At 59.4% G+C, this 22,743-nt stretch carries 20 protein-coding genes; 9 read left to right on the top strand and 11 right to left on the bottom strand.

All coding sequences use genetic code 11. The annotated features are described in order from the left end of the window. Window positions 1–139: 139 nt before the first annotated feature. From rssC to ASC74_RS23075, 3 genes are all read right to left on the bottom strand, one after another. On the bottom strand, window positions 140–622 hold the full coding sequence (gene rssC, locus ASC74_RS23085) for an anti-sigma factor antagonist RssC (protein WP_007935262.1): 483 nt from the start codon (window positions 620–622) through the stop codon (window positions 140–142). Then, window positions 622–1,803 carry a two-component system response regulator RssB gene (gene rssB, locus ASC74_RS23080; RefSeq protein WP_010456296.1) on the bottom strand — a complete coding sequence of 394 codons (1,182 nt, stop codon included), beginning with the start codon at window positions 1,801–1,803 and terminating at the stop codon, window positions 622–624. The genes rssC and rssB overlap by 1 nt, the downstream gene beginning before the upstream one ends. Before the next feature lie 353 nt (window positions 1,804–2,156). Next, window positions 2,157–2,846, bottom strand: a complete 690-nt coding sequence (locus ASC74_RS23075) for an MlaA family lipoprotein (protein ID WP_056744329.1) — start codon at window positions 2,844–2,846, stop codon at window positions 2,157–2,159. Between the two features lie 181 nt (window positions 2,847–3,027). On the opposite strand from ASC74_RS23075, the gene ASC74_RS23070 reads away from it, so the two are divergent. Next, a complete protein-coding gene (locus ASC74_RS23070; RefSeq protein ID WP_056744328.1) occupies window positions 3,028–3,648 on the top strand; it encodes a hypothetical protein in 621 nt (206 codons plus the stop codon). Window positions 3,649–3,758: 110 nt separating this feature from the next. Next, window positions 3,759–4,022: a DUF4404 family protein gene (locus tag ASC74_RS23065; protein ID WP_056744326.1), complete on the top strand. Its 264-nt coding sequence runs from the start codon at window positions 3,759–3,761 to the stop codon at window positions 4,020–4,022. A 186-nt stretch (window positions 4,023–4,208) separates the two neighbouring features. On the opposite strand, the gene queF is transcribed toward ASC74_RS23065, so the two are convergent. Next, a complete protein-coding gene (gene queF, locus ASC74_RS23060; RefSeq protein WP_027921667.1) occupies window positions 4,209–5,039 on the bottom strand; it encodes an NADPH-dependent 7-cyano-7-deazaguanine reductase QueF in 831 nt (276 codons plus the stop codon). 61 nt (window positions 5,040–5,100) lie between these two features. Beyond that, complete coding sequence (gene copI / locus ASC74_RS23055; RefSeq protein WP_056744324.1) at window positions 5,101–5,622, bottom strand: copper-resistant cuproprotein CopI; 522 nt, start codon at window positions 5,620–5,622, stop codon at window positions 5,101–5,103. Between the two features lie 155 nt (window positions 5,623–5,777). On the opposite strand from copI, the gene ASC74_RS23050 reads away from it, so the two are divergent. Beyond that, the gene (locus ASC74_RS23050) at window positions 5,778–6,458 is read left to right on the top strand and encodes a heavy metal response regulator transcription factor (RefSeq protein ID WP_056744322.1); all 681 of its coding nucleotides are present in this window, start codon (window positions 5,778–5,780) and stop codon (window positions 6,456–6,458) included. Then, on the top strand, window positions 6,458–7,807 hold the full coding sequence (locus ASC74_RS23045; protein WP_056744320.1) for a heavy metal sensor histidine kinase: 1,350 nt from the start codon (window positions 6,458–6,460) through the stop codon (window positions 7,805–7,807). The genes ASC74_RS23050 and ASC74_RS23045 overlap by 1 nt, the downstream gene beginning before the upstream one ends. 106 nt (window positions 7,808–7,913) lie before the next feature. Here the strand turns inward: ASC74_RS23045 and ASC74_RS23040 are convergent, their stop codons facing one another. The 3 genes from ASC74_RS23040 to ASC74_RS23030 all read right to left on the bottom strand — a co-directional run bounded on the left by ASC74_RS23040 (window position 7,914) and on the right by ASC74_RS23030 (window position 11,164). Beyond that, on the bottom strand, window positions 7,914–9,158 hold the full coding sequence (locus tag ASC74_RS23040) for a lipoprotein-releasing ABC transporter permease subunit (RefSeq protein ID WP_056744318.1): 1,245 nt from the start codon (window positions 9,156–9,158) through the stop codon (window positions 7,914–7,916). A gap of 64 nt (window positions 9,159–9,222) precedes the next feature. Continuing rightward, on the bottom strand, window positions 9,223–9,906 hold the full coding sequence (gene lolD / locus ASC74_RS23035; protein ID WP_177338873.1) for a lipoprotein-releasing ABC transporter ATP-binding protein LolD: 684 nt from the start codon (window positions 9,904–9,906) through the stop codon (window positions 9,223–9,225). A gap of 7 nt (window positions 9,907–9,913) precedes the next feature. Further along, on the bottom strand, window positions 9,914–11,164 hold the full coding sequence (locus ASC74_RS23030) for a lipoprotein-releasing ABC transporter permease subunit (protein ID WP_056744314.1): 1,251 nt from the start codon (window positions 11,162–11,164) through the stop codon (window positions 9,914–9,916). A 94-nt stretch (window positions 11,165–11,258) separates the two neighbouring features. Here ASC74_RS23030 and ASC74_RS23025 point away from each other — a divergent pair, with 94 nt between their 5' ends. After that, a complete protein-coding gene (locus ASC74_RS23025) occupies window positions 11,259–11,840 on the top strand; it encodes a PilZ domain-containing protein (RefSeq protein WP_046047829.1) in 582 nt (193 codons plus the stop codon). Window positions 11,841–11,854: 14 nt separating this feature from the next. Beyond that, window positions 11,855–12,577 carry a glycerophosphodiester phosphodiesterase gene (locus ASC74_RS23020; protein WP_056744312.1) on the top strand — a complete coding sequence of 241 codons (723 nt, stop codon included), beginning with the start codon at window positions 11,855–11,857 and terminating at the stop codon, window positions 12,575–12,577. 42 nt (window positions 12,578–12,619) lie between these two features. Here the strand turns inward: ASC74_RS23020 and sthA are convergent, their stop codons facing one another. Both sthA and ASC74_RS23010 read right to left on the bottom strand, forming a co-directional pair. Beyond that, the gene (gene sthA, locus ASC74_RS23015; protein WP_046047831.1) at window positions 12,620–14,014 is read right to left on the bottom strand and encodes a Si-specific NAD(P)(+) transhydrogenase; all 1,395 of its coding nucleotides are present in this window, start codon (window positions 14,012–14,014) and stop codon (window positions 12,620–12,622) included. Window positions 14,015–14,221: 207 nt separating this feature from the next. Then, a complete protein-coding gene (locus tag ASC74_RS23010) occupies window positions 14,222–15,208 on the bottom strand; it encodes an FAD:protein FMN transferase (RefSeq protein WP_056744685.1) in 987 nt (328 codons plus the stop codon). A 205-nt stretch (window positions 15,209–15,413) separates the two neighbouring features. On the opposite strand from ASC74_RS23010, the gene ASC74_RS23005 reads away from it, so the two are divergent. After that, window positions 15,414–16,712 carry an MFS transporter gene (locus tag ASC74_RS23005; RefSeq protein WP_056744310.1) on the top strand — a complete coding sequence of 433 codons (1,299 nt, stop codon included), beginning with the start codon at window positions 15,414–15,416 and terminating at the stop codon, window positions 16,710–16,712. 178 nt (window positions 16,713–16,890) lie between these two features. On the opposite strand, the gene ASC74_RS23000 is transcribed toward ASC74_RS23005, so the two are convergent. After that, window positions 16,891–18,354, bottom strand: a complete 1,464-nt coding sequence (locus tag ASC74_RS23000) for a glyceraldehyde-3-phosphate dehydrogenase (protein WP_056744309.1) — start codon at window positions 18,352–18,354, stop codon at window positions 16,891–16,893. A gap of 362 nt (window positions 18,355–18,716) precedes the next feature. On the opposite strand from ASC74_RS23000, the gene mfd reads away from it, so the two are divergent. Beyond that, window positions 18,717–22,166: a transcription-repair coupling factor gene (gene mfd, locus ASC74_RS22995; RefSeq protein ID WP_056744307.1), complete on the top strand. Its 3,450-nt coding sequence runs from the start codon at window positions 18,717–18,719 to the stop codon at window positions 22,164–22,166. A gap of 10 nt (window positions 22,167–22,176) precedes the next feature. Then, entirely contained in the window at window positions 22,177–22,743 is a 567-nt protein-coding gene (locus tag ASC74_RS22990; RefSeq protein WP_056744305.1) for a CsiV family protein, read from the top strand.

The following is a 22,743-nucleotide window of genomic DNA, read 5'->3' as shown; positions in this document are numbered from 1 at the left end:
ATTGTTATGGCGCCTTCGCGAGCAGGCTCGCTCCCACAGGGGATTTTTGGGGCAGCCGGGATGGTGTGTTCGACGCAAGACTAATGTGGGAGCGAGCCTGCTCGCGATGGGGCCTTCAGACCCACATCACTTCAAGCAATCAATGACGCTCGAGGGCGTTCACCAGATCATGGAACGCTTCACGATTGGAGTCGTTCAGGCCCATGAGGATCTTGTGTGCTTCGAGCACTTTGATCCGCACCACTTCTTCGGACTGATCCTGGTCTGGCAGGTCGGTCAGGCACTCAGGGCACGGGATCGGGCGGTCAACGATGTTGAACACTTGCTCGAAGCCCATGGACTGCAGCAGACGGGTGATGTCTTCGTGGGTGGTGACGACGGTCGGCAGCAAGCCGACCTTTTGCCGCGACAGGATCGACAGCTTGGCCAAAAGGCCAAGGGTGGTGCTGTCGATGCTGCGGGTTTCGGTCAGGTCGATCACGATCGCGTTGAAGTTCAACGCCGTGAAGATCCGCTCAATAGTCGCATCCAACGCCGAACACAGGGTCAGGCGAACTTCACCGACGAACTTCAGGACGAAGGTGCCATCCTGCTCGGCGAACTGGATTCTACCGGTACTCATTAAAGATTCCTGCTCAACACCAACAGGGCGATATCATCCGGCATCTCCCCTAGCGTGGCCAATCCAAAAACCTGCCGCAGACCATCCAGGCTGCCGCCCGCTGCCTTGACCCGTTGGGGCAAAGCCGCTTCTTTTTCTTTGAGTGTAGGTTCTGGCAAAAGGTCCAGAATGCCATCGGACATCAGCGTCAGGCTGAACGTCGGCGGCAGCTCCAGTACGTGATCTTCGTAGGTGGCTTCATTGAAGAGGCCCACAGGCAGACCACGCCCTTCCAGATAACGAACACTGTCTGGCGTGTACAACACTGGCAACGGCAAATGACCGCCGATGCTATAGGTCAACAAACCTGTCTCCTCGTCGATGACTCCACCGACCATTGTGACGTGTTTACCCAGCTTACAACTGATCAGGCCTCGGTTGATATGACCAAGGACCTCTGAAGGCTTGAATTCCGGCAATGTACCGCTGCGCTTGGATTCGAACAGCAAGCGCGTGGTCATGAACTTCAGCAACACGGTAACGAAGGCTGAAGAGGCGCCATGACCGGAAACGTCCGCCAGGTAGAAGGCTACCCGACGCTCGTCGACCCGAAAGTAGTCGACGAAATCACCCGACAGGTACAGCGACGGGATGATCTGGTGAGCAAACTGGAACTCATCGATGGTCCAGGGGCTGACCGGCAGCATGTTCATCTGCACCTGGCGACCGGCGTTCTGGTCTTCCTGGAGCAGGTTCAGGCTGGCGGCGAGCTCGCGGTTGGCCTTTTCCAGCTTCTCGCGGTAGCGCTGGTTTTCCAGCAGCAGGCGCGCACGATCCAGGGCCCGGCGCACAGAGTGCTCGAGCACAGCCAGATCTTCGAGAGGCTTGATCAGGTAATCCGCCGCGCCCAGGCGCAGGGCCTCGACCGCGTCGTTCATCACGCCGGCGCCCGAAACCACGATCACCGGGGTTTGTGGCGACAGCTCGGTGACCTGGCGAATGAGTTCGAGTCCGCCCATCTGTGGCATGCGCAGATCGCAGATGACCAAGTCGGGCTTGTCTTGCTCGAATACCTGAAGACCCTGCTGGCCATTGCTGGCCTGCAGGACACTGAAACCACTGTCTTCCAAGTAGGCCGCGAGGCTCGCGCGCACTACTTCGTCATCATCGATTATCAGCAGCGTGGCACTGGTTTTTGGCATGTGGGCAAACGGCGCCAGAATTAGGTTGGCGTAGCAGGCAGGGGCTTTGTCCCGGCTCTCACTACTGGATTCGCTTTCTAGCCTCTCTACTGCACTGTTTTCGAGCATTTGCCCTACACACAGGTACACCAGAGGTGCCCTTCTAAGGCGCAGACGGTACTCCCATCCGCGGGGCGTTTCAAGCTCACGCCGATGGTCGCTTGACGTCTTTCGATTTCAAATCACCGGGAGTTATAAGAACAGGCAAAACCGTAACGTAATGGAAGGTTCAAACCCATGAGTCAAAACCGGTCCCGGAAGCCAAACGAAAGAAGGCGGCCCACTGGCCGCCTTCTTCGTTTTACCGGTCGAGATCAGAAATCGTCTTCGACCTGGCCGTCTTTGACTTTGAATTCGCGGTTCTGCAGGTACGCATTGCGGATGAAGGTGTACTTGTCGCCGGTGATCAGCTTCTCACTCGACAGCAGATTGGCGCGGGTGTCGATGATGTTCAGGCCGAAGAGCGAGTTGCGCACCGGAATGTCGTTGATGTACGGGTACGGGCCGGTGTAGCCGTCGACATACTTGGACGGCGCGTCACGCAGAGTGCTTGGGCCCAGAAGCGGCAGCATCACGTACGGGCCGCTGCCTACGCCCCAGTAGCCGAGGGTCTGGCCGAAGTCTTCGTCATTGCGTTGCAGGCCCATCTTGGTGCCCACATCGAAGAAGCCCAGCAGGCCGAAAGTGGTGTTGAAGATCAAGCGTGCGGTGTCGACGCCAGCGGCGGCCGGTTTGGCCTGCAAGATATCGTTGGCAAGGTTGGTGACTTCACCGACGTTGCGAAACATGTTGTGGATGCCGTCTTCAAGGAACTGCGGCGTCACGAACTGATAACCCTGGGCCAAAGGCTTCAGCGCATAGGTGTCGAGCACATCGTTGAACTTGTAGATCGGGCGGTTGATGCTTTCCCAAGGGTCGTCTTCCGAGGCTGCCTGGGCAACGAACGGAACCAGCAATACGCTGGTAAACACACAAAACTGAGCTAGATGATTGCTCCAGCGCATAGAAAAACTCCTTGGATTGTACTGGCGCGGGCCCTTGGCCCAAGCGTTAAGCGGGCTAGTATAAGACGGAATAGCCGCTTTAGGCAGCACCGCGCGAGGCATGATTGTGAGCGATTCATATCAGTGTCACTCAACTGTCACCGTCGCCCCCTAGCCTTGAGGCTATTTCAGGGATGTTGATATGCCGCACGCCGAAACCTTGCCCCACGTTGCGCCCAGCCTGACCGCCGTCCTGTTCGGCCTCAGTGGTTGCCTGGTGGATTTCGGTGCCCGCACACGCGCCCACGGCATCCCCTCTGCCATACACGCCGAGGCCACGCCCGGCGCGCTGGATAGCCTGCGCAGCTTGCAACATCAGCAGATTCCCTGTGCCTGGCTCGATGAACTCCCCCCTGCCCTCAGCCATTCCCTGGCCGCTGCCTTGCCTTCATGGATCAAACCCTCGCAACACCCCGAAACAATCAATCCATGGCCGGCACCGCATGCCTGCTGGCAAGCCTTGATGACGTTGAATGTCGATCGACTGGAGGGTTGCGTGCTGGTCAGCGGCGAACCACGATTGTTGCAAGCGGGGCTCAATGCCGGATTGTGGACGATTGGGCTGGCGTCCTGTGGCTCACTCTGCGGCCTGGCGCCCAACGAATGGCAGGCGCTGACTCAGCAGGAACGGGAATTCAAACGCGGCAAGGCAACGATGCAACTGTTCGGCCTGGGTGTGCATTCGGTGATCGATCACCTCGGTGAACTCGACACCTGTCTGGCCGACATCAGCCTGCGCCGGCTCAAGGGCGAAAAGCCCTGATCGAGATCATGCAGGTTGCGCGCGAGTGGATTAATCTAAAGGTCAAGCCATAGACCTTTGGCGTGCTGCTGCGGTCTATGCCAGTGCCTATCGATAAAAGGAAGAACGCCATGCCTGCCCGCGAACTGCAACAACAGCTCAATACTCTGCGCGAGCAATTGGAACAGAATCCACCGCTGACCGAAGCCGAGCGCGAAGACCTGCACGCGCTGATGCAACAGATCGAACTCGAAATTGAGCTCGAAACTAAAACCCAGGACTCCAGCCTCGCCGACAATGTGAACCTGGCCGTCGAGCGCTTCGAAATCGAACACCCGACCCTGGCCGGCACCTTGCGCAACATCGTGCAAGCCCTGGCGAATATGGGGATCTGAACCCGCCGAATACAAAAAAGCCCCGCTAGTGATAGCGGGGCTTTTTAATGTCTGCGACCTGAAATGCAATCCCTTGTGGGAGCGGGCTTGCTCGCGAAGGCGTCGGCACACTCAATATCAACGTACCTGTTGGACCGCTTTCGCGAGCAAGTCGGATCGCCGCACCGCCGCTCCCACAATGGTTCTTTATTGGCGAACCAGGCGGTGATTTGGCAGTTGAACGGTTTCAGTGCTGCGATACGGGTTGATGTCCAACCCACCGCGCCGCACATACCGCGCATACACCGTCAATTTCTCCGGTTTCAACAACCGTTGCAGGTCGAGGAAGATCCGCTCCACGCACTGTTCGTGAAAGTCGGAGTGCTGACGGAAGCTCACGATGTATTCCAGCAAACTCGCGTGATCCAGCGCCGCACCACGGTATTCCACCGCCACGCTGCCCCAGTCCGGCTGACTGGTGACCGGGCAGTTGGATTTGAGCAAATGGCTGTGCACGCTCTCCTCCACGATGCGCGACTCATCGCAACGCAGCAGTTCCGGACGCGGGTGTTCATAGTTGCTGACGCTGATATCCAGATCATCAATGCACACGCCCGGCAACGCCACAACGCCTTCAGCCTCGACGTCCTTCAGGCTGCGAATCCGCACGCCGACCGGTTTACCGGCAGCGGCCGACAGGTCTTTGGCCAACGTCGCTTCAAGGCTCGCGGTGTCGGCAAACGGTGTCTGGTTCAAGGAGTTCAGGTACAGCTTGAACGACTTCGATTCGATGATGTTCGGCGAATCCGCCGGGATACTGAACTCGCCAATCGCCACCACTGGCTTGCCGGACGGCAACAGCCACGACAGTTCGAAGCAGTTCCAGAAATCCACGCCCTTGTACGGCAGAGTTTCAGCCGTAAGGCCCAGCTCGGCCCATTTCGCGGTGCGCGGGATCGGGAACAGCAAGGACGGCGTGTAGGTGGCGATGTATTCGCTGGATTTGCCCAGCGGCGAGTGTTCGGCTGCGGGATGCATGGCGGAAACCTGACTGAAGAATCAGCGGATTCTACCAGCCTTTGCTCCCGCCTTTGAGTGCTTACTGACTGACAGTCATCTTGCCGACCATGCCGGCCTGGTAATGACCGGGGATGTTGCAGGCAAATTCCAGGTTGGTGGCCTTGGTGAAGGTCCAGGTCAGCTCGGCGGTTTTGCCCGGCTCGACGAGTACGCTATTGGGGTCGTCGTGCTTCATTTCATGCTCCATACCGGCCATGGCGCCGTGGTCCATTTCCTTCATGCCTGTAGGCATCAGCATGCCGCTTTGCTGCATCTTCATCATTTCTTGCTGATGTTTGGCATGCATTGCCGCGTCACCGAGGTTGAATTCGTGCAACAACTGACCTTTATTCACCAACACAAAACGAACGGTCTCACCGGCCTTGATATCAATCGCCTTGGGCGTGAACGACATGTCGCCCATGACGATTTCAATGCTGCGAGTCGCCTTGGCCGCCGGGGCCGGCTGGCCGAAGTCGTAGGTATGCGCCGGGGAAGCCCACGCCGGCGAGCTCAACGCCAGCAAACACGCGACGCGCACCAGTGATTTGCGCAAAAACATAGTCGTACTCCAACAAGATAAGGTTCAGCCTGTGGAAAACTCTAAACTGCTGCGACTGCCCGCAACCTGACAGCCAGATTACAACTTTGTCAGGTTGACCTGTATTAACGCCGCCCACGGTATAAAGCGTTCGTTCCATTTGCCTCGAGTCGCCCATGAAGCTGCTGATCGTCGAAGACCAACCGAAAACCGGCCACTACTTGCGCCAAGGCCTGACCGAAGCCGGTTTCAATACTGAACTGGTGGCGGACGGCAGCACCGGCCAACAATTGGCGTTGACCGGCGATTACTCGCTGTTGATCCTCGATGTGATGCTGCCCGGTCGCGATGGCTGGCAGATTCTGCAAGCGGTGCGCGGCGCCGGCCTCGATACGCCGGTACTTTTTCTGACAGCGCGCGACGCGGTGGAGGACAGGGTCCACGGCCTCGAACTGGGCGCCGACGATTACCTGGTCAAACCGTTCGCCTTCTCCGAACTGCTGGCCCGGGTCCGGAGCCTGTTGCGCCGTGGCAACGCCACACCTCAGGAAACCAGCCTGCAACTGGCGGACTTGCGTCTGGACCTGATCCGCCGCCGGGTCGAACGCAGCGGTCAGCGCATCGACCTGACGGCCAAGGAATTCGCCCTGCTGGAAATGCTCCTGCGCAGGCAAGGCGAAGTCCTGCCCAAGTCGTTGATCGCTTCCCAGGTCTGGGACATGAATTTCGACAGTGACACCAACGTCATCGAAGTGGCGATCCGTCGTTTGCGCCTGAAGATCGACGATGAATTCCCCAACAAGTTGATTCACACCGTGCGCGGCATGGGTTACGTCCTTGAAGAGCGCCCCGCCTGATGCGTCGACTTTCGTTAAGCAGTCGCCTGGCGCTGCTGTTTGCGGCGTGCACCGCCGTGGTGTCGCTGTTCGCCGGGGTGTTGTTCAGCCGGGCCAGTGAAGCGCATTTCGTTGAACTCGATCAGCAGTTGCTGGACGGTAAGTTGATTGGTTTGCGTCGGGCACTTCATGACATTCAGTCGAGTGAAAGCGAAGTCAAACTGGCCGATGAATTGAGCCGACAGGCTGATCTGTCGCTGCGGATCACTGGCAGCGACGGCAAGCGCTGGTATGACAGCTCGACGCACCTGCCCCAGGCATTGCCGACCCAACCGGGTTTGTCCACGGTGAGCAGCGAAGGTACCGACTACCGCGTCCTCAACGCTCCGTTGTACCTCGACAAACTTGACTCGCCGCAGTTGACCTTGCTGCTGGACATCACCCATCACCAGCACTTTCTGCAACGCATGCAGCACCTGATCTGGCTGACAGTTGGCTTGTCGGCACTGGCCACCGCCCTGCTCGGTGCCTGGGCCGCGCGCAGTGGGTTGCGGCCGTTACGGCGCATGAGTGCGGTTGCCAGCGGCGTTTCAGCGCAATCGCTCAATGCTCGCTTGCCCGAAGAAAACATGCCGCCAGAACTCGCGGAAATGGCCCACAACTTCAACGCCATGCTCGGACGCCTCGACGACTCTTTTCAGCGGCTCTCGGCCTTCTCCGCCGACATCGCCCATGAATTGCGCACGCCATTGTCGAACCTGCTGACTCACACCCAGGTCACCCTCACCCGCCCACGTCCGATCGAGGATTATCGCGAAGCACTGCACAGCAACCTCGAAGAGCTGCAATGGATGGCGCAACTGGTCAACGACATGTTGTACCTGGCCAAGGCCGACCACGGGTTGTTGATGCCCAAGCGCGAACCGCTGGAACTGGCGGAAGAAGCGGATCTGTTGCTGGAGTTTTTTGCGCCGTTGGCGGAGGACGCTCAGGTCAGGTTGAGTCGTGAAGGCAGTGCGCGCATGGAGGGCGATCGCAGCATGTTGCGTCGGGCGCTTTCCAATTTGCTGGACAATGCGCTGCGGTTTACGCCGGTCGAAGGCGAGGTTCGGGTGCGGATTGTTGATCAACCTAAGGGGATGAGCTTGACGGTGGAAAACAGCGGCGAAGGAATTGATGGGGCGTTGCTGCCGCGTTTATTTGATCGCTTCTACCGGGCTGATCCGGCGCGTCAGGAAGGTAGTAGTGAACATGCGGGATTGGGGTTGGCGATCACTCAGTCAATCATCCGCGCCCATGGCGGGCAGATTCGTTGCGAATCGGATAACGGGTGGACGCGGTTTGTGATTGAGTTGCCGAAGGGGGATTGAGGCCAGCAGGACTGGCCTCATCGCGAGCAAGCTCGCTCCCACATTGGATCTGAGTTGACTCGGTCAAATGTGGGAGCGGGCTTGCTCGCGAAGGCGATCTTAGGTCTTACGAGTAACGCAACGCGGTAGCCGGCTCGACTTTCGCCGCACGCCATGCCGGGTAAACGGTGGCGAGGAAGCTCAGAATGAACCCGGCGGAGCAAATCAACAGCACATCCGCACCCTGCAGTTCGGACGGTAGGTTACTGACGAAGTACACGTCGGAACTGAAGATGTGCTGCCCGCTGACCCGCTCCATCCAGCCCACCAGTTCACTGACGTTCAGCGCCGCAATCACGCCGAGCACACCACCAATCAACGTACCGACAACCCCGATCACGGTGCCCTGCACCATGAAGATCGCCATGATCTGCCGCGGCGTAGCACCAATGGTCCGCAGGATCGCGATGTCCGCGCCCTTGTCGTTCACCACCATGATCAGGGTTGCGATGATGTTGAACGCCGCCACGGCGACGATCATCAACAGCAGCAGACCGATCATGGTTTTTTCCATCTTCATCGCACTGAACAGACTGCCCTGTGTGTGAGTCCAGTCATCAGCCTTGTAAGCGGTGCCCAGCCCGCCAGCAATATCGCTGGAAACCTTCGGCGCAGCGTACAAATCCTTCACCGCCAGGCGCACGCTTTGCACTTGATTCGGCGCCCAGTGCTGCATCTGCGCGGCATCGGCCACGTGGATCAGCGCCATGGAACCGTCCAGTTCGGCGCCGACCTTGAACACGCCGACCACGTTCAACCGCTGCATGCGCGGGGTGATGCCGCCCGGTGCAGTGCTGACTTCCGGCACGATCAGGGTGATCTTGTCGCCAACGTTCAAGCGGAAGCGGCGTGCCGTGATCTCGCCGATCACCACGCCGAACTCACCCGGTTTCAAGGCATCGAGACGGCCCTGAACGATGTGCTGGGCAACGATCGACACCTTGCCTTCCTGCGCCGGGTCGACGCCACTGACCTGGATCGGCTGCATCGTCCCCTTGTAGGACAGCATGCCTTCCATCTCGGTGAACGGCACGGCGGCCGTCACTTCAGGATTCTTCATGGCCGCCGCAGCGACGGGCTGCCAATCGTCGATCGGATTGACGCCGACGATAGTCGCGTGAGGCACCATACCGAGGATGCGCGAGCTCATTTCGCGCTGAAAGCCGTTCATCACCGACAGCACCACGATCATCGCCAGCACGCCCAGGGCGAGGCCGATCATCGAGGTCATCGAGATGAAGGAAACAAAGCGATTGCGGCGCTTGGCGCGGGTATAGCGCGCGCCGATAAAGATCGATAACGGTCTGAACATTCGCTGGGCACCGTATAAAAATAAAAGACCCGACGTACTGTTCAGTACGTCGGGTTTCGGTCAATCAGATGGGCGTCAGGTAACCTTCCTGCAAATGCAGGACGCGATCCATCTGGCGAGCCAGGTTCATGTCGTGAGTCACCACCAGGAACGCCGTGCGCATCGAGGTGCTGAGTTCCAGCATCAAATCCTGAATGCCCTGGGCGGTGTGGGAGTCGAGGTTGCCGGTCGGCTCGTCGAGCATCACCAGGCCTGGATTGTTCACCAGGGCGCGGGCGATGGCCACACGCTGACGCTCACCACCGGACAGTTCCGACGGTTTGTGTTCCAGACGATGGCCCAGCCCTACCCGCTCCAGCAATGCCGTCGCACGCTGACGCGCTTCCGGAATAGCCGTCTTGCCGATCAGCAGCGGCATGCAGACGTTTTCCAGCGCGGTGAATTCCGGCAGCAAGTGATGGAACTGGTAAACGAAACCCAGCGACCGATTGCGCAGCAAACCGCGAGCTTTTTCGTTCAGCGCCGACAGCTCTTCGCCGGCCAGCCAGACGCTGCCCTTGGTCGGTGTATCGAGGCCGCCCAGCAGGTTGAGCAACGTACTTTTGCCCGAGCCCGAGGTACCGACAATCGCCACGCGCTCACCCGGATGCAGCTCCAGCTGCAGACCGGCCAGAACCTCTACCGATTCCGGGCCTTCCTCGTAGGATTTGCCCAGGTCGCGGCAGCTCAAGATTGCTTTATCACTCATGCCCAACTCACTCATAACGTAGCGCCTCCGCAGGCTGGGTGCGCGCGGCACGCCAGGCTGGATACAGGGTGGCGAGGAAACTCAGGACCAACGCGGCGGCGCAGACCATCAACACATCCTGGCTCTGCACTTGCGACGGCAGGTAATCGATGAAGTACACGTCGGCGTTGAGGAATTTGTGCCCGATCAGCCCTTCGAGGACCGAGATCGCGGCGCTGACGTTCAACGCGGCGAAGATCCCGACCACGGCGCCGATCAGCGTCCCGACCACACCAATGACGGTGCCCTGCACCATGAAGATCGCCATGATCGAACCCGGCGTGGCGCCAAGGGTGCGCAGAATCGCGATGTCGCCCTTCTTGTCGTTCACCACCATCACCAGCGTGGAAATGATATTGAACGCGGCAACAGCGACGATCAGCAGCAACAGCAAACCGATCATGGCTTTTTCCATGCGGATCGCCTGATACAGATTGCCGTGGGTGCGCGTCCAGTCGCGGGCATAGAAATGGTCTTCGCCGAGTTGCTGGGCGATGCTCCACGCCACGCGTGGCGCCTGGAACAGGTCGTCGAACTTCAGGCGGATGCCCTGGACCTGATCCGGTTTCCAGCGATGCAGCTTGGCCAGATCCTGCAGATTGGTGATGCCCAGATAGCCGTCCAGCTCACCGGCGCCGACATGGAAGATGCCGACCACGGTAAAGCGTTTCATGCGCGGGAACATCCCGGCCGGGGTCACGGTGACTTCCGGCGCCACAAACGTCAGCTTGTCGCCGATCGCAGCACCCAACTTGGCCGCGGCCTTGTCACCGATGACGATGCCGAAACTGCCAGGCACCAGGTCATCGAGTTTGCCCTGCTGCATGAAGTTATCAATGATCGAGACCTGCCGTTCCAGCGCAGGGTCGATGGCATTGAGCAGGACTTTGGAGACCTTGCCGTTGTTGGTCAGCAAACCCTGCATCTGGGTAAACGGCGCCACGGCCGTCACCTGCGGGTTCTGCTTGACCTTGGCGGCCAGGCTTTTCCAGTCGCTGATCGGTTCACCGGACTCGATGGTCGCGTGGGGCACCATGCCCAGCACGCGGGTGCGCATCTCATGATCGAAGCCGTTCATGACCGACAGCACCACGATCATCACGACCACGCCAAGGGCGAGTCCGATCATCGAGGTCAGGGAAATGAATGACACAAAATGATTGCGACGCTTTGCACGGGTATAACGCGTGCCAATAAATACGAAGAGAGGTCTGAACATGTCGGGGCTTGTTCGGAGGGAAAAGGAACGTCCTTGTGGCGGGGGTCGATAACCAGCTTTACACTCAGACCACCGCCGCTACCATGGGTTCGCCATGTCGACATTAGATGAAGAAGATCGCCGCGAATACTACCGTATCGAGGACACGATCGCACTGGAAATTCGGCCCCTGTCCGCTCCCGAAGCCGCAGGCCAGGAAGTGTTGCAGGATGCTTCCCCTCTGTTCAACTTACTCAGCGAACTGCACCTGAGCGAATTCGAGTCACAGCACCTGCTGCGCCAGATCAGTGAGCGCGACCGGAACCTCGCTGCATTCCTGAAATCCCAGAATAAACGCATCGATTTGCTCAGCCAGGTGATCGCAATCACCGTGCTCGGGCAGATCGGCGAGCCGCAGCCGGTGATCATTTCCGAAGGCGGGATCGAATTTCAGCATCCGACGCCCATTGCCGAGGGCGCGCACCTGTCGGTCAAACTGGTGCTGATGCCGCAAGCCCTCGGCCTGTTGCTGCGGGCTCGCGTCACCCATTGCGATCGCAAAGGCGATGGCTACGACGTCGGCACCGAGTTCGAATACCCGACCGATGCTCAGCGCCAATTGCTGGCCCGCTACATTTTGCAGAAGCAGGCCCAGGAACGACGTCTGGCCCGCGAACAAAACGAATCAGGCATCTAATTTAAGGAAGAACCGTGACTCTCATCTACGGCCATCGCGGCGCCAAGGGCGAAGCACCGGAAAATACGCTGACCAGTTTTCAGCAATGCCTCAAACACGGCGTGCGCCGCTGCGAACTGGACTTGCACCTGTCCATGGACGGCGAGTTGATGGTCATCCACGACCCGACGCTCAAGCGCACCACCGACCGTCGCGGCAAAGTCGTCGAGCACACGGCGGCTGAGCTGGTGACCTACGATGCGCGCACTGGCGGCCCGGGCTGGATCAAACCGTGCCCAATCCCAACACTGGAAGAACTGTTCGAGAAATGCGATTTCGAGCACTGGCAGCTGGAAGTCAAAAGCGCTTCACGCACCCGCGCTGCGACTACCGTGCTGGCGATTCGCGAAATGGCTCAGCGTTTCGGCCTGCTCGACAAGGTCACGATCACCTCGAGTTCGCGGGAAGTATTGAAAGCTGCCCTGGACTTCGTGCCGGACGTGTCCCGCGGACTGGTGGCCGAGTACGCCTGGCTCGACCCGTTGAAGGTCGCGCAAAGCTATGGCTGTGAGATTCTGGCGCTGAACTGGACCCTGTGTACGCCGGAACGCCTGCAGAAGGCGCAGCGTCAGGGGCTGCATGTGTCGGTATGGACAGTCAACGAGCCCGCGCTAATGCGCAGACTCGCCGACTTCGGCGTTGACAGCCTGATTACAGACTTTCCCGGTTTGGCCAGCGCCACGCTCGAGAATTGCTGAAATCGGTCTCCCCGGCCGGCTCAGGCCACCGGCCGGAGCCGCTCAAAAAAGCCGGTTGAGGCCATCGTACGCCGCTACCCGATAGGCTTCGGCCATGGTCGGGTAGTTGAACGTCGTGTTGACGAAGTACTTCAGCGTGTTCATTTCACCCGGCTGGTTCATGATCGCCTGACCGATGTGAACGATCTCCGACGCCTGATAACCGAAGCAGTGAACGCCGAGCACTTCCAGGGTTTCGCGATGGAACAGAATCTTCAGCATGCCCTGAGGCTCGCCGGCGATCTGTGCACGCGCCATGCCCTTGAAGAACGCCTTGCCCACTTCGTACGGCACCTTGGCCTGAGTCAGCTCCTGCTCGTTCTTGCCGATCGAGCTGATCTCCGGAATGGTGTAGATGCCGGTCGGCACGTCGTTGACGAAGCGCCAGCTATTGTTGTCAACGATGCTGCCAGCGGCCGAACGACCCTGGTCGTGAGCAGCACTGGCCAGGCTCGGCCAACCAATCACGTCACCGGCGCCGTAGATGTTCGGCTTGCAGGTACGGTAGGCCTCGTCGACTTCGATCTGGCCACGGCTGTTGACCTTCACGCCGACGTTTTCCAGACCCAACTGATCGGTGTTACCGGTACGACCGTTGCACCAGAGCAAGGCGTCGGCCTTGATCTTCTTGCCGGACTTGAGGTGCAGGATCACGCCGTTGTCCACGCCTTCGACGCGGTCGTAGTCTTCGTTGTGGCGAACCGTGATGTTGTTGTTGCTGAAGTGATAGCTCAGGGCCTGGGAAATTTCCGAGTCGAGGAAGCTCAGCAACTGACCGCGGTTATCCACCAGTTCAACCAATACACCCAGACCGCTGAAGATCGAAGCGTACTCACAACCGATCACGCCAGCGCCGTAAACGATGAGTTTGCGCGGGGTGTGGCCGAGGCTGAGGATGGTGTCGCTATCGTAGATACGCGGGTGGTGGAAATCGATGTCCGCCGGACGATAAGGGCGCGAGCCGGTGGCGATGATGATGTGCTTGGCCACCAGCTTTTCGACCACGCCGTTGGCGCAGACCACTTCAATGGTTTGCTCGTCAGCGAAGCTGCCGGTGCCGAAGAACACGTCGACGCGGTTACGGGCGTAGTAGCCGGTGCGCGATGCGACTTGTTTGGAGATGACTTTTTCAGCGCTTTTCAATACGTCCGGGAACGAGAACCAGCGTGGCTCACCAATGGCCCGGAACATCGGGTTGGTGTTGAACTGCATGATCTGCCGGACCGAGTGACGCAGTGCCTTGGACGGGATGGTGCCCAGGTGGGTGCAGTTGCCGCCGACCTGGCGACGGCTATCGACCATCGCCACCTTGCGCCCTGCTTTGGCGGCGTTCATTGCCGCGCCTTCTCCCGCCGGGCCGGAACCCAGCACCACCACGTCGTAGTTGTAGACAGCCATGCATACTCCTCAGAACAGGCCGCGGCGCCCTCGGCACCTGCGGCTAAATCACGCCGATCTGCGGCGTGAAGGAACAATTTGGGGCCAGTGCAGAACCCGGACACAGTCTATATAAGCGTCAACGCCGCGCACATTAACCCTTGGTCGCGTCGTAGGCTAGTTTTGCCTGCACTACAACACCAGTCTTTGCTGCTTGAATCGCCGTCGTCACTCGGTTTTTCCGCCACTCAGGCGTTCAAAAGCCTGATTGGTTCGTGTGACGAATCCTGTATCGGCACGAATCACAAAGAATGCACCGATGTCATGCGTTTGGGCATAGTCCCAACCCCTTTCGGGCCCCAGAATCAGCAACAGCGTCGATAGTCCATCGGCCATCAACGCGGAAGGATGAATTACTGTGACTGACGCCAGGGTGTGTAGGACCGGCGCACCGGTGCGGGCATCGAAGGTGTGGGAATAACGCCGACCGTCCTGCTCGAAATAGTTGCGGTAATCGCCGGAAGTGGAAACGCCGTAGCCGTCGACGGCGATGATGCGCTCGGCCACTTGCTGGTCGTCGCGGGGTTCTTCCAGGGCGACGCGCCACGGTGAACCGTCGAGTTTCTTGCCGGCAGCCTTGAGTTCGCCGGTGGCTTCGGCGAGGTAGTTGTGGATGCCCATAGCTTCGAGTCTTGCCGCAATCGTGTCGACTGCGTAGCCGGCGGCGATGCTGTTGAAGTCGACCTCGACCGCGGCGTCCTTGCACAGCTGATCGCCGTCGATGCGCAGGTGCGCGTGACCGACGCGCTGCCTTACTTCGGCGAGCGCTTCGACAGTCGGGACTTTTTCCTCACGGCCCTGCGGGCCAAATCCCCAGAGATTGAGCAGCGGTTCCACGGTCAGGTCGTAGGAGCCTTCGCTTTGCGAAGACAGTTGCTCGCCGACGCGAACCAATTCGAGGATCGGCTCGGGCATTTTCTGACAATGATTGGCGGGCAGATCGTTGAAGCGTTCGATGTCCGAGTCGCTGCGATAGGTCGACATTTGCTGATCGACTTCGGCGAGGATCTTTTCTACTTCGACCTGCACCGCTTTCGGCCCGGGAGTGGAGGAATGTCTTACGTATTGAATGGAATAACGACTGCCCATGGTCGGGCCGTCGAAGCGTTCCAGGCTGTCGCCGTTGCCACAACCGGACAAAATGCTGGCCAGCACCACAAGTCCACTCCACCGTCCAGTTAACAATTCTTCATCCCCCTCAAAACAGCGCCCGCCATTATGAGCTTCAGAGCGCATGAGAGCGAGGTCTGCCAGCGCCCGCCAGCCAGACGCAAAACCTGTGGGAGCGAGACCGGCAAGCCGGTCTCGCTCCCACAGGTGCAGCGTTTCAAACAAGATTTACCAGCGTGAGTACCTACAAATGTCTACCAACACGGGCAAAGGCAAGGCGATTTTTCGCGTTGTCAGCGGTAACTTTCTCGAGATGTTCGACTTTATGGTCTACGGCTTTTACGCCACGGCCATTGCCAAAACCTTCTTCCCTGCCGACAGCGCTTTCGCTTCCCTGATGTTATCGCTGGCCACCTTCGGGGCCGGCTTCCTGATGCGCCCATTGGGGGCGATTTTCCTCGGCGCCTATATCGACCGCCATGGTCGACGCAAAGGCCTGATCATCACCCTCGCGATGATGGCGGCCGGCACGGTCCTGATTGCCTGCGTGCCGGGTTACGCCACGCTGGGTGTTGCGGCGCCGCTGATCGTGCTGTTCGGTCGCCTGCTGCAAGGCTTCTCGGCCGGCGTGGAACTGGGTGGTGTGTCGGTCTACCTCGCCGAGATTTCCACCCCGGGCCGCAAAGGTTTCTTTGTCAGCTGGCAGTCCGCCAGTCAGCAAGCGGCGGTGGTATTCGCCGGCCTGCTCGGCGTGGGTTTGAACCACTGGCTCAGCCCGGAACAAATGGGCGACTGGGGCTGGCGTGTGCCGTTCCTGATCGGGTGCATGATCGTGCCGGTGATCTTCGTGATTCGACGCTCGCTGGAAGAAACCCCGGAATTCCAGGCGCGCAAACATCGCCCTACCCTGCGGGATATCGTTCGCTCAATTGGGCAGAACTTTGGCATCGTCATCGCCGGCATGGCGTTGGTGGTGATGACCACCGTGTCGTTCTACCTGATCACCGCTTACACCCCGACCTTCGGCAAAGCCGAACTGCATTTGTCGGACCTGGACGCGTTGTTGGTGACGGTGTGCATTGGTCTGTCGAACTTCTTCTGGCTGCCGGTCATGGGTGCTGTGTCCGACAGGATCGGACGCAAACCCTTGCTGCTGGCGGCGACGATTCTGGCGATCCTCACCGCCTACCCCGCCCTGTCGTGGCTGGTAGCGAACCCGAGCTTCAGCCACTTGCTGATCGTCGAGTTATGGCTGTCGTTCCTGTATGGCTCGTATAACGGCGCCATGGTCGTGGCGCTGACCGAGATCATGCCGGTTGAGGTTCGTACGACCGGGTTCTCTTTGGCTTACAGCCTGGCGACTGCAACGTTCGGTGGGTTTACCCCCGCGGCTTGCACGTACCTGATCCACGTGCTGGATAACAAGGCTGCGCCAGGGATCTGGCTCAGTGGTGCGGCGGTGCTGGGGTTAATCGCAACCTTGGTGTTGTTCCGTGGCAACCGTCATGAATTGCGGACGGCGCAGGCAGCCGAGGTCGGCGGTGCCTGATCCATCGCCTTCGCGAGCAAGCCCGCTCCCACATTTGATCTGCGGCGCACGCAAATCCAATGTGGGAGCGGGCTTGCTCGCGAAGAGGCCAACACCGACAACACACCTGCAACGGACCAAACCGCACAAACAAAAACGCCCCGACCAAAGTCGGGGCGTTTTCATGTGCAGCTAACGCTTAGCGCGGGAATGCTGGCGGGTTTACACCGGCCATGTCTTCCATCACGCGAACCACCTGGCAGCTGTAACCGAATTCGTTGTCGTACCAAACGTACAGAACAACGCGGTTGTCTTGGCTGATGGTTGCTTCAGCGTCCACCACGCCTGCGTGGCGCGAGCCAACGAAGTCGGTGGACACCACTTCCTGCGAGTTGACGTAGTCGATTTGCTTATGCAGATCGGAGTGCAGCGCCATGTAGCGCAGGTACTCGTTCATCTCTTCACGGGTGGCGGCTTTCTCAAGGTTCAGGTTGAGAATGGCCATCGACACGTTTGGCGTCGGAACGCGGATCGCGTTACCGGTCAGCTTGCCGGCCAGCTCAGGCAGTGCCTTGGCAGCAGCGGTGGCAGCACCGGTCTCGGTGATTACCATGTTCAACGCGGCGCTACGGCCACGGCGATCGCCTTTGTGGAAGTTGTCGATCAGGTTCTGGTCGTTGGTGTACGAGTGAACCGTTTCAACGTGACCGTTGATGATGCCGAACTTGTCGTTGACGGCTTTGAGCACCGGCACGATGGCGTTGGTGGTGCAGGAAGCCGCGGAAACGATCTTGTCATCAGCGGTGATTTCACCGTGGTTGATGCCGTGAACGATGTTCTTCAGCTTGCCTTTGCCAGGCGCGGTCAGAACAACGCGATCGATACCCGGGCAAGCCAAGTGCTGGCCCAGACCGTCGGCGTCACGCCATACACCGGTGTTGTCCACCAGCAGCGCGTTTTTGATGCCGTACTGGGTGTAGTCCACTTCAGTCGGGTTTTTCGCGTAGATAACCTGGATCAGGTTGCCGTTGGCGGTGATGGTGTTGTTGGCTTCATCAATGGTGATGGTGCCATTGAACGAACCGTGTACCGAATCGCGGCGCAGCAGGCTGGCGCGTTTGATCAGATCGTTTTCGGCGCCCTTGCGGACAACGATGGCGCGCAGACGCAGGCCGTCGCCACCACCGGTTTTCTCGATCAGGATGCGCGCCAGCAGACGGCCGATACGACCGAAGCCGTACAGAACAACGTCGGTGCCTTTGCGGGCGGAAACATTTTGCTGACCAACGACGTCAGCCATTTCTTCACGGACGAACTGCTCGGCAGTGCGGCCATTGCCTTCAGCCTTGAATTTGACTGCTAGCTTGCCCAGGTCTACCGAAGCAGCGCCGAGCTTGAGCTCGCTCATTGCCTTGAGCAGCGGGAATGTTTCGTGGACGGACAATTCGCTGTCATCGGACTGGCGATGGCGAGCAAAGCGGTGAGCTTTGAGAATCGCGATGACAGACTGGTTGATCAGACTGCGGCCATAGATCGAGCTCACCACGTTGTTATTGCGGTAGAGCTGACCGATAAGCGGAATCATCGCTTCTGCGAGTGCTTCACGGTCGATCCATTCACCAAGACACTGGTCGGGCTTCTGAGTCACGGGAACCTTCCACATGTAGGGGCAGAAAAAAGGGGCTACATTATGCCGCCGAGTGACTCCCGTAGCAATGCGCGCCTGTCGCGCGACCAGTAACAAAATCCGCTTCAAAAAAATGACGCACGGCTCAAGCCCAATAAAACCGTGGCCTGCAGCGCAGTCATTTTTTGGGAGACAACGCTGTCTTGTCTGTAACCCTCCGTAACACTCGACCGTTTTGCCACTACATATTCAGTCTTTTTTACTAAAAAACGGGCCGATTTTGTCTTTACCACTACATTTCGCCCAACCTGCGTATTAGACACATCTGCAACTGACAGGCGGCACCCGGGACCGCTACAATTACCGACTTTGTCGCAACGCTTGGAGCTCAACCTTCCGTGCCCGTTCTGCGTCTACCGCTTCTCCCTGCTGCGGCAGGTAAACAGCACTGGGGCAACCTGCCCGGTGCCGCCCTGAGCCTGGCCATTGCCGAGGCCGCCAGCGCTGCCAAGCGCTTCACCCTGCTACTGACTGCCGACAGCCAAAGTGCCGAACGGCTGGAACAGGAGCTGAGTTTCTTCGCCCCGGATTTGCCGGTGCTGCATTTCCCGGACTGGGAAACCCTGCCCTACGATCTGTTTTCACCGCACCAGGACATTATTTCCCAGCGAATCTCCGCGCTGTATCGATTGCCGGAGCTGAGTCATGGCGTTCTGGTCGTGCCGATCACCACAGCCCTGCATCGTCTGGCGCCGACCAAATTCCTGCTCGGCAGCAGCCTGGTGCTGGACATCGGCCAGAAGCTCGACGTCGAGCAAATGCGTACGCGGCTTGAGGCCAGCGGCTATCGCTACGTCGACACCGTCTATGAGCATGGCGAATTTACCGTGCGCGGCTCGTTGATCGATCTGTTCCCGATGGGCAGCAAACTGCCTTTCCGCATTGACCTGTTCGACGACGAAATCGAGACCCTTCGTACCTTCGACCCGGAAAACCAGCGTTCCATCGACAAGGTTGAAACGGTTCGCCTCCTGCCAGCGAGAGAGTTTCCGCTGCAAAAGGATGCGGTCACCCGCTTCAAGGCGCGCTTCCGCGAGCGTTTCGATGTCGACTTCCGTCGCTGCCCGATCTTCCAGGACTTGAGCAGCGGGATTACCCCGGCCGGCATCGAGTACTACTTGCCGCTGTTCTTCGATGAAACCTCCACGCTGTTCGATTACCTGCCGCAGGACACGCAAGTGTTTTCCCTGCCCGGCATCGAGCAGGCAGCGGAAAACTTCTGGAACGATGTGCGCAATCGCTATGAAGAGCGTCGCGTCGATCCGGCCCGTCCTTTATTGCCGCCGGCTGAGCTGTTCCTGCCAGTGGAAGATTGCTTCGCTCGGTTGAAGAACTGGCCGCGCGTGGTCGCCAGTCAACAGGACGTGGAAACCGGCGTTGGCCGCGAGCGCTTCCCCGCTCGGGAGCTGCCGAACCTGGCCATTGAAGCCAAGGCCACCCAGCCGTTAGCGGCGCTGGCGGGTTTCCTCGACGAGTTTCCCGGTCGCGTGCTGTTTACCGCCGAGTCCGCGGGCCGTCGCGAAGTGTTGCTGGAATTGCTGGAACGCTTGAAGCTACGACCGAAAACCGTCGACAGCTGGCCGGACTTCGTCGCGAGCAAGGATCGTCTGGCGATCACTATCGCGCCGCTCGACGAAGGCTTGGTGCTTGACGACCCGGCCCTGGCCCTGGTCGCCGAAAGCCCGTTGTTCGGTCAGCGTGTAATGCAGCGCCGTCGCCGCGAGAAACGCGCCGATGCCAACAACGATGCCGTCATCAAGAACCTCACCGAGCTGCGCGAAGGCGCGCCGGTGGTGCACATCGATCACGGCGTCGGTCGCTATCTCGGGCTGACGATTCTGGAAATCGATAGTCAGGCCGCCGAATTCCTGACCCTCGAGTACGCGGAAAACGCCAAGCTTTACGTGCCGGTGGCCAACCTGCACCTGATCGCCCGATACACCGGCAGCGACGATGCCCTGGCCCCGCTGCACCGCCTGGGCTCCGAGACCTGGCAGAAAGCCAAACGCAAAGCCGCCGAGCAGGTGCGCGACGTGGCGGCTGAATTGCTCGACATCTATGCCCGCCGCGCCGCCCGCGAAGGTTATGCGTTCGCCGACCCGAAAGCCGATTACGCGACCTTCAGCGCCGGCTTCCCGTTCGAAGAAACCCCGGACCAGCAAACCACCATCGAAGCAGTACGCGCTGACATGCTCGCGCCGAAACCGATGGACCGTCTGGTCTGCGGCGACGTCGGTTTCGGCAAGACCGAAGTGGCGATGCGCGCCGCGTTCATCGCGGTACACGGCGGTCGTCAGGTAGCAATTCTGGTGCCGACCACCCTGCTCGCCCAGCAGCATTACAACAGCTTCCGCGACCGCTTCGCCGACTGGCCAGTGAGCGTGGAAGTGATGAGTCGATTCAAGTCGACCAAGGAAGTCAACGCCGCGGTCGCGGACCTCGCCGAAGGCAAGATCGACATCGTCATCGGCACGCACAAGCTGCTGCAGGACGACGTGAAAATCAAAAACCTGGGGCTGGTGATCATCGACGAAGAGCACCGTTTCGGTGTCCGTCAGAAGGAACAGCTCAAGGCCCTGCGCAGTGAAGTCGACATCCTGACGCTAACCGCCACGCCGATTCCGCGCACGCTGAACATGGCGGTGTCGGGCATGCGTGACCTGTCGATCATCGCCACGCCGCCGGCCCGTCGCCTGTCGGTACGGACGTTCGTCATGGAGCAGAACAAGAGCACGGTCAAAGAGGCCTTGCTCCGTGAGCTGTTGCGTGGCGGTCAGGTCTATTACCTGCACAACGACGTGAAGACCATCGAGAAATGCGCCGCCGACCTCGCCGAACTAGTGCCGGAAGCACGGATCGGCATCGGCCACGGGCAGATGCGCGAACGCGATCTCGAACAAGTGATGAGCGACTTCTACCACAAGCGCTTCAACGTGCTGATCGCCTCGACCATCATCGAGACCGGCATTGACGTGCCGAGCGCCAACACCATCATCATCGAGCGTGCCGACAAGTTCGGCCTGGCGCAGTTGCACCAGTTGCGTGGCCGAGTCGGACGCAGCCACCACCAGGCGTATGCTTACCTGCTGACACCGCCGCGCCAACAGATCACTCCCGACGCCGAAAAACGTCTGGAAGCGATCGCCAATACCCAGGACCTCGGTGCGGGCTTCGTGCTCGCCACCAACGACCTGGAAATCCGTGGCGCCGGCGAATTGCTCGGCGACGGGCAGAGCGGACAGATCCAGGCCGTCGGTTTCACGCTGTACATGGAGATGCTCGAGCGCGCGGTGAAGTCGATCCGCAAGGGCGAACAACCGAACCTCGACCAGCCGCTCGGCGGTGGTCCGGAGGTCAATCTGCGGGTACCAGCGTTGATTCCCGAGGACTATCTGCCGGACGTGCATGCCCGACTGATTCTCTACAAACGCATCGCCTCGGCCTCCGACGAGGAAGGTCTCAAGGACTTGCAGGTAGAGATGATCGATCGTTTCGGCCTGTTGCCGGAACCGACCAAGAACCTGATGCGCATTACCGCGCTGAAATTGCAGGCCGAGCTACTGGGCATCAAGAAAGTCGACGGCGGCCCGCAAGGTGGCCGAATCGAGTTCGCGACGCAAACCCCGGTTGACCCGCTGACGCTGATCAAACTGATCCAGAGCCAGCCCAAACGCTACAAATTCGAAGGCGCCACGATGTTTAAATTCCAGGTGCCGATGGAGCGCCCGGAAGAGCGCTTTAATACTGTAGAGGCGCTGTTTGAGCACCTCATTCCGAAAACTGCTTGAAGGACGCCGCATGCGCCTGTTTCGCTCACTGATCCTGTTGATGACCCTGGTTGCACCAACGACGTTTGCCGATGACCTGTATCAGATAGAAATGATTCTGGTCCGCCAAAACGCCGTGCCCGCTATCGTCAGCCGCGCCGCGCCGGAAGACTGGGCTGCCGGAGCTCAATCCATCAACCCCGACAGCCTGCGCACACCGAGCCTCAATGCTGAAGTGGAAAAACTCACCGCCAGCAATGAATACACGGTGTTGCTGCACAAGGCCTGGCAACAGAACCTTGGCGAAGAAGCCAGCAAAGTTGCGATCAGCGAGGGCAAAGAACAGTTCGGCCAGTTCCCGATCGAGGGCACGCTGAGCATGAAACTGGGACGTTTCACCGATGTGGATGCAGACTTCTGGGTCAACCAGATCGACGCCAACGGCATGGTCACCGCCAGCGAACGCATGAAACAGGAAAGCCACACCAAGAACGGCCAGCTGAACTTCCTCGACAACGGCCACTTGGGCATGTTGATCAAGATCACCTCGCTGACTGCCCCTGCGCCTCGGCCAGTCCCCGATGAAATTCCGGACTGA

The sequence above is a fragment of the Pseudomonas sp. Root329 genome (assembly GCF_001424925.1).
Lineage (GTDB): Bacteria > Pseudomonadota > Gammaproteobacteria > Pseudomonadales > Pseudomonadaceae > Aquipseudomonas > Aquipseudomonas arabinosi.
Note: the sequence above shows the minus strand (reverse complement) of the source record. Positions and strands in the feature narration are given on the sequence as shown.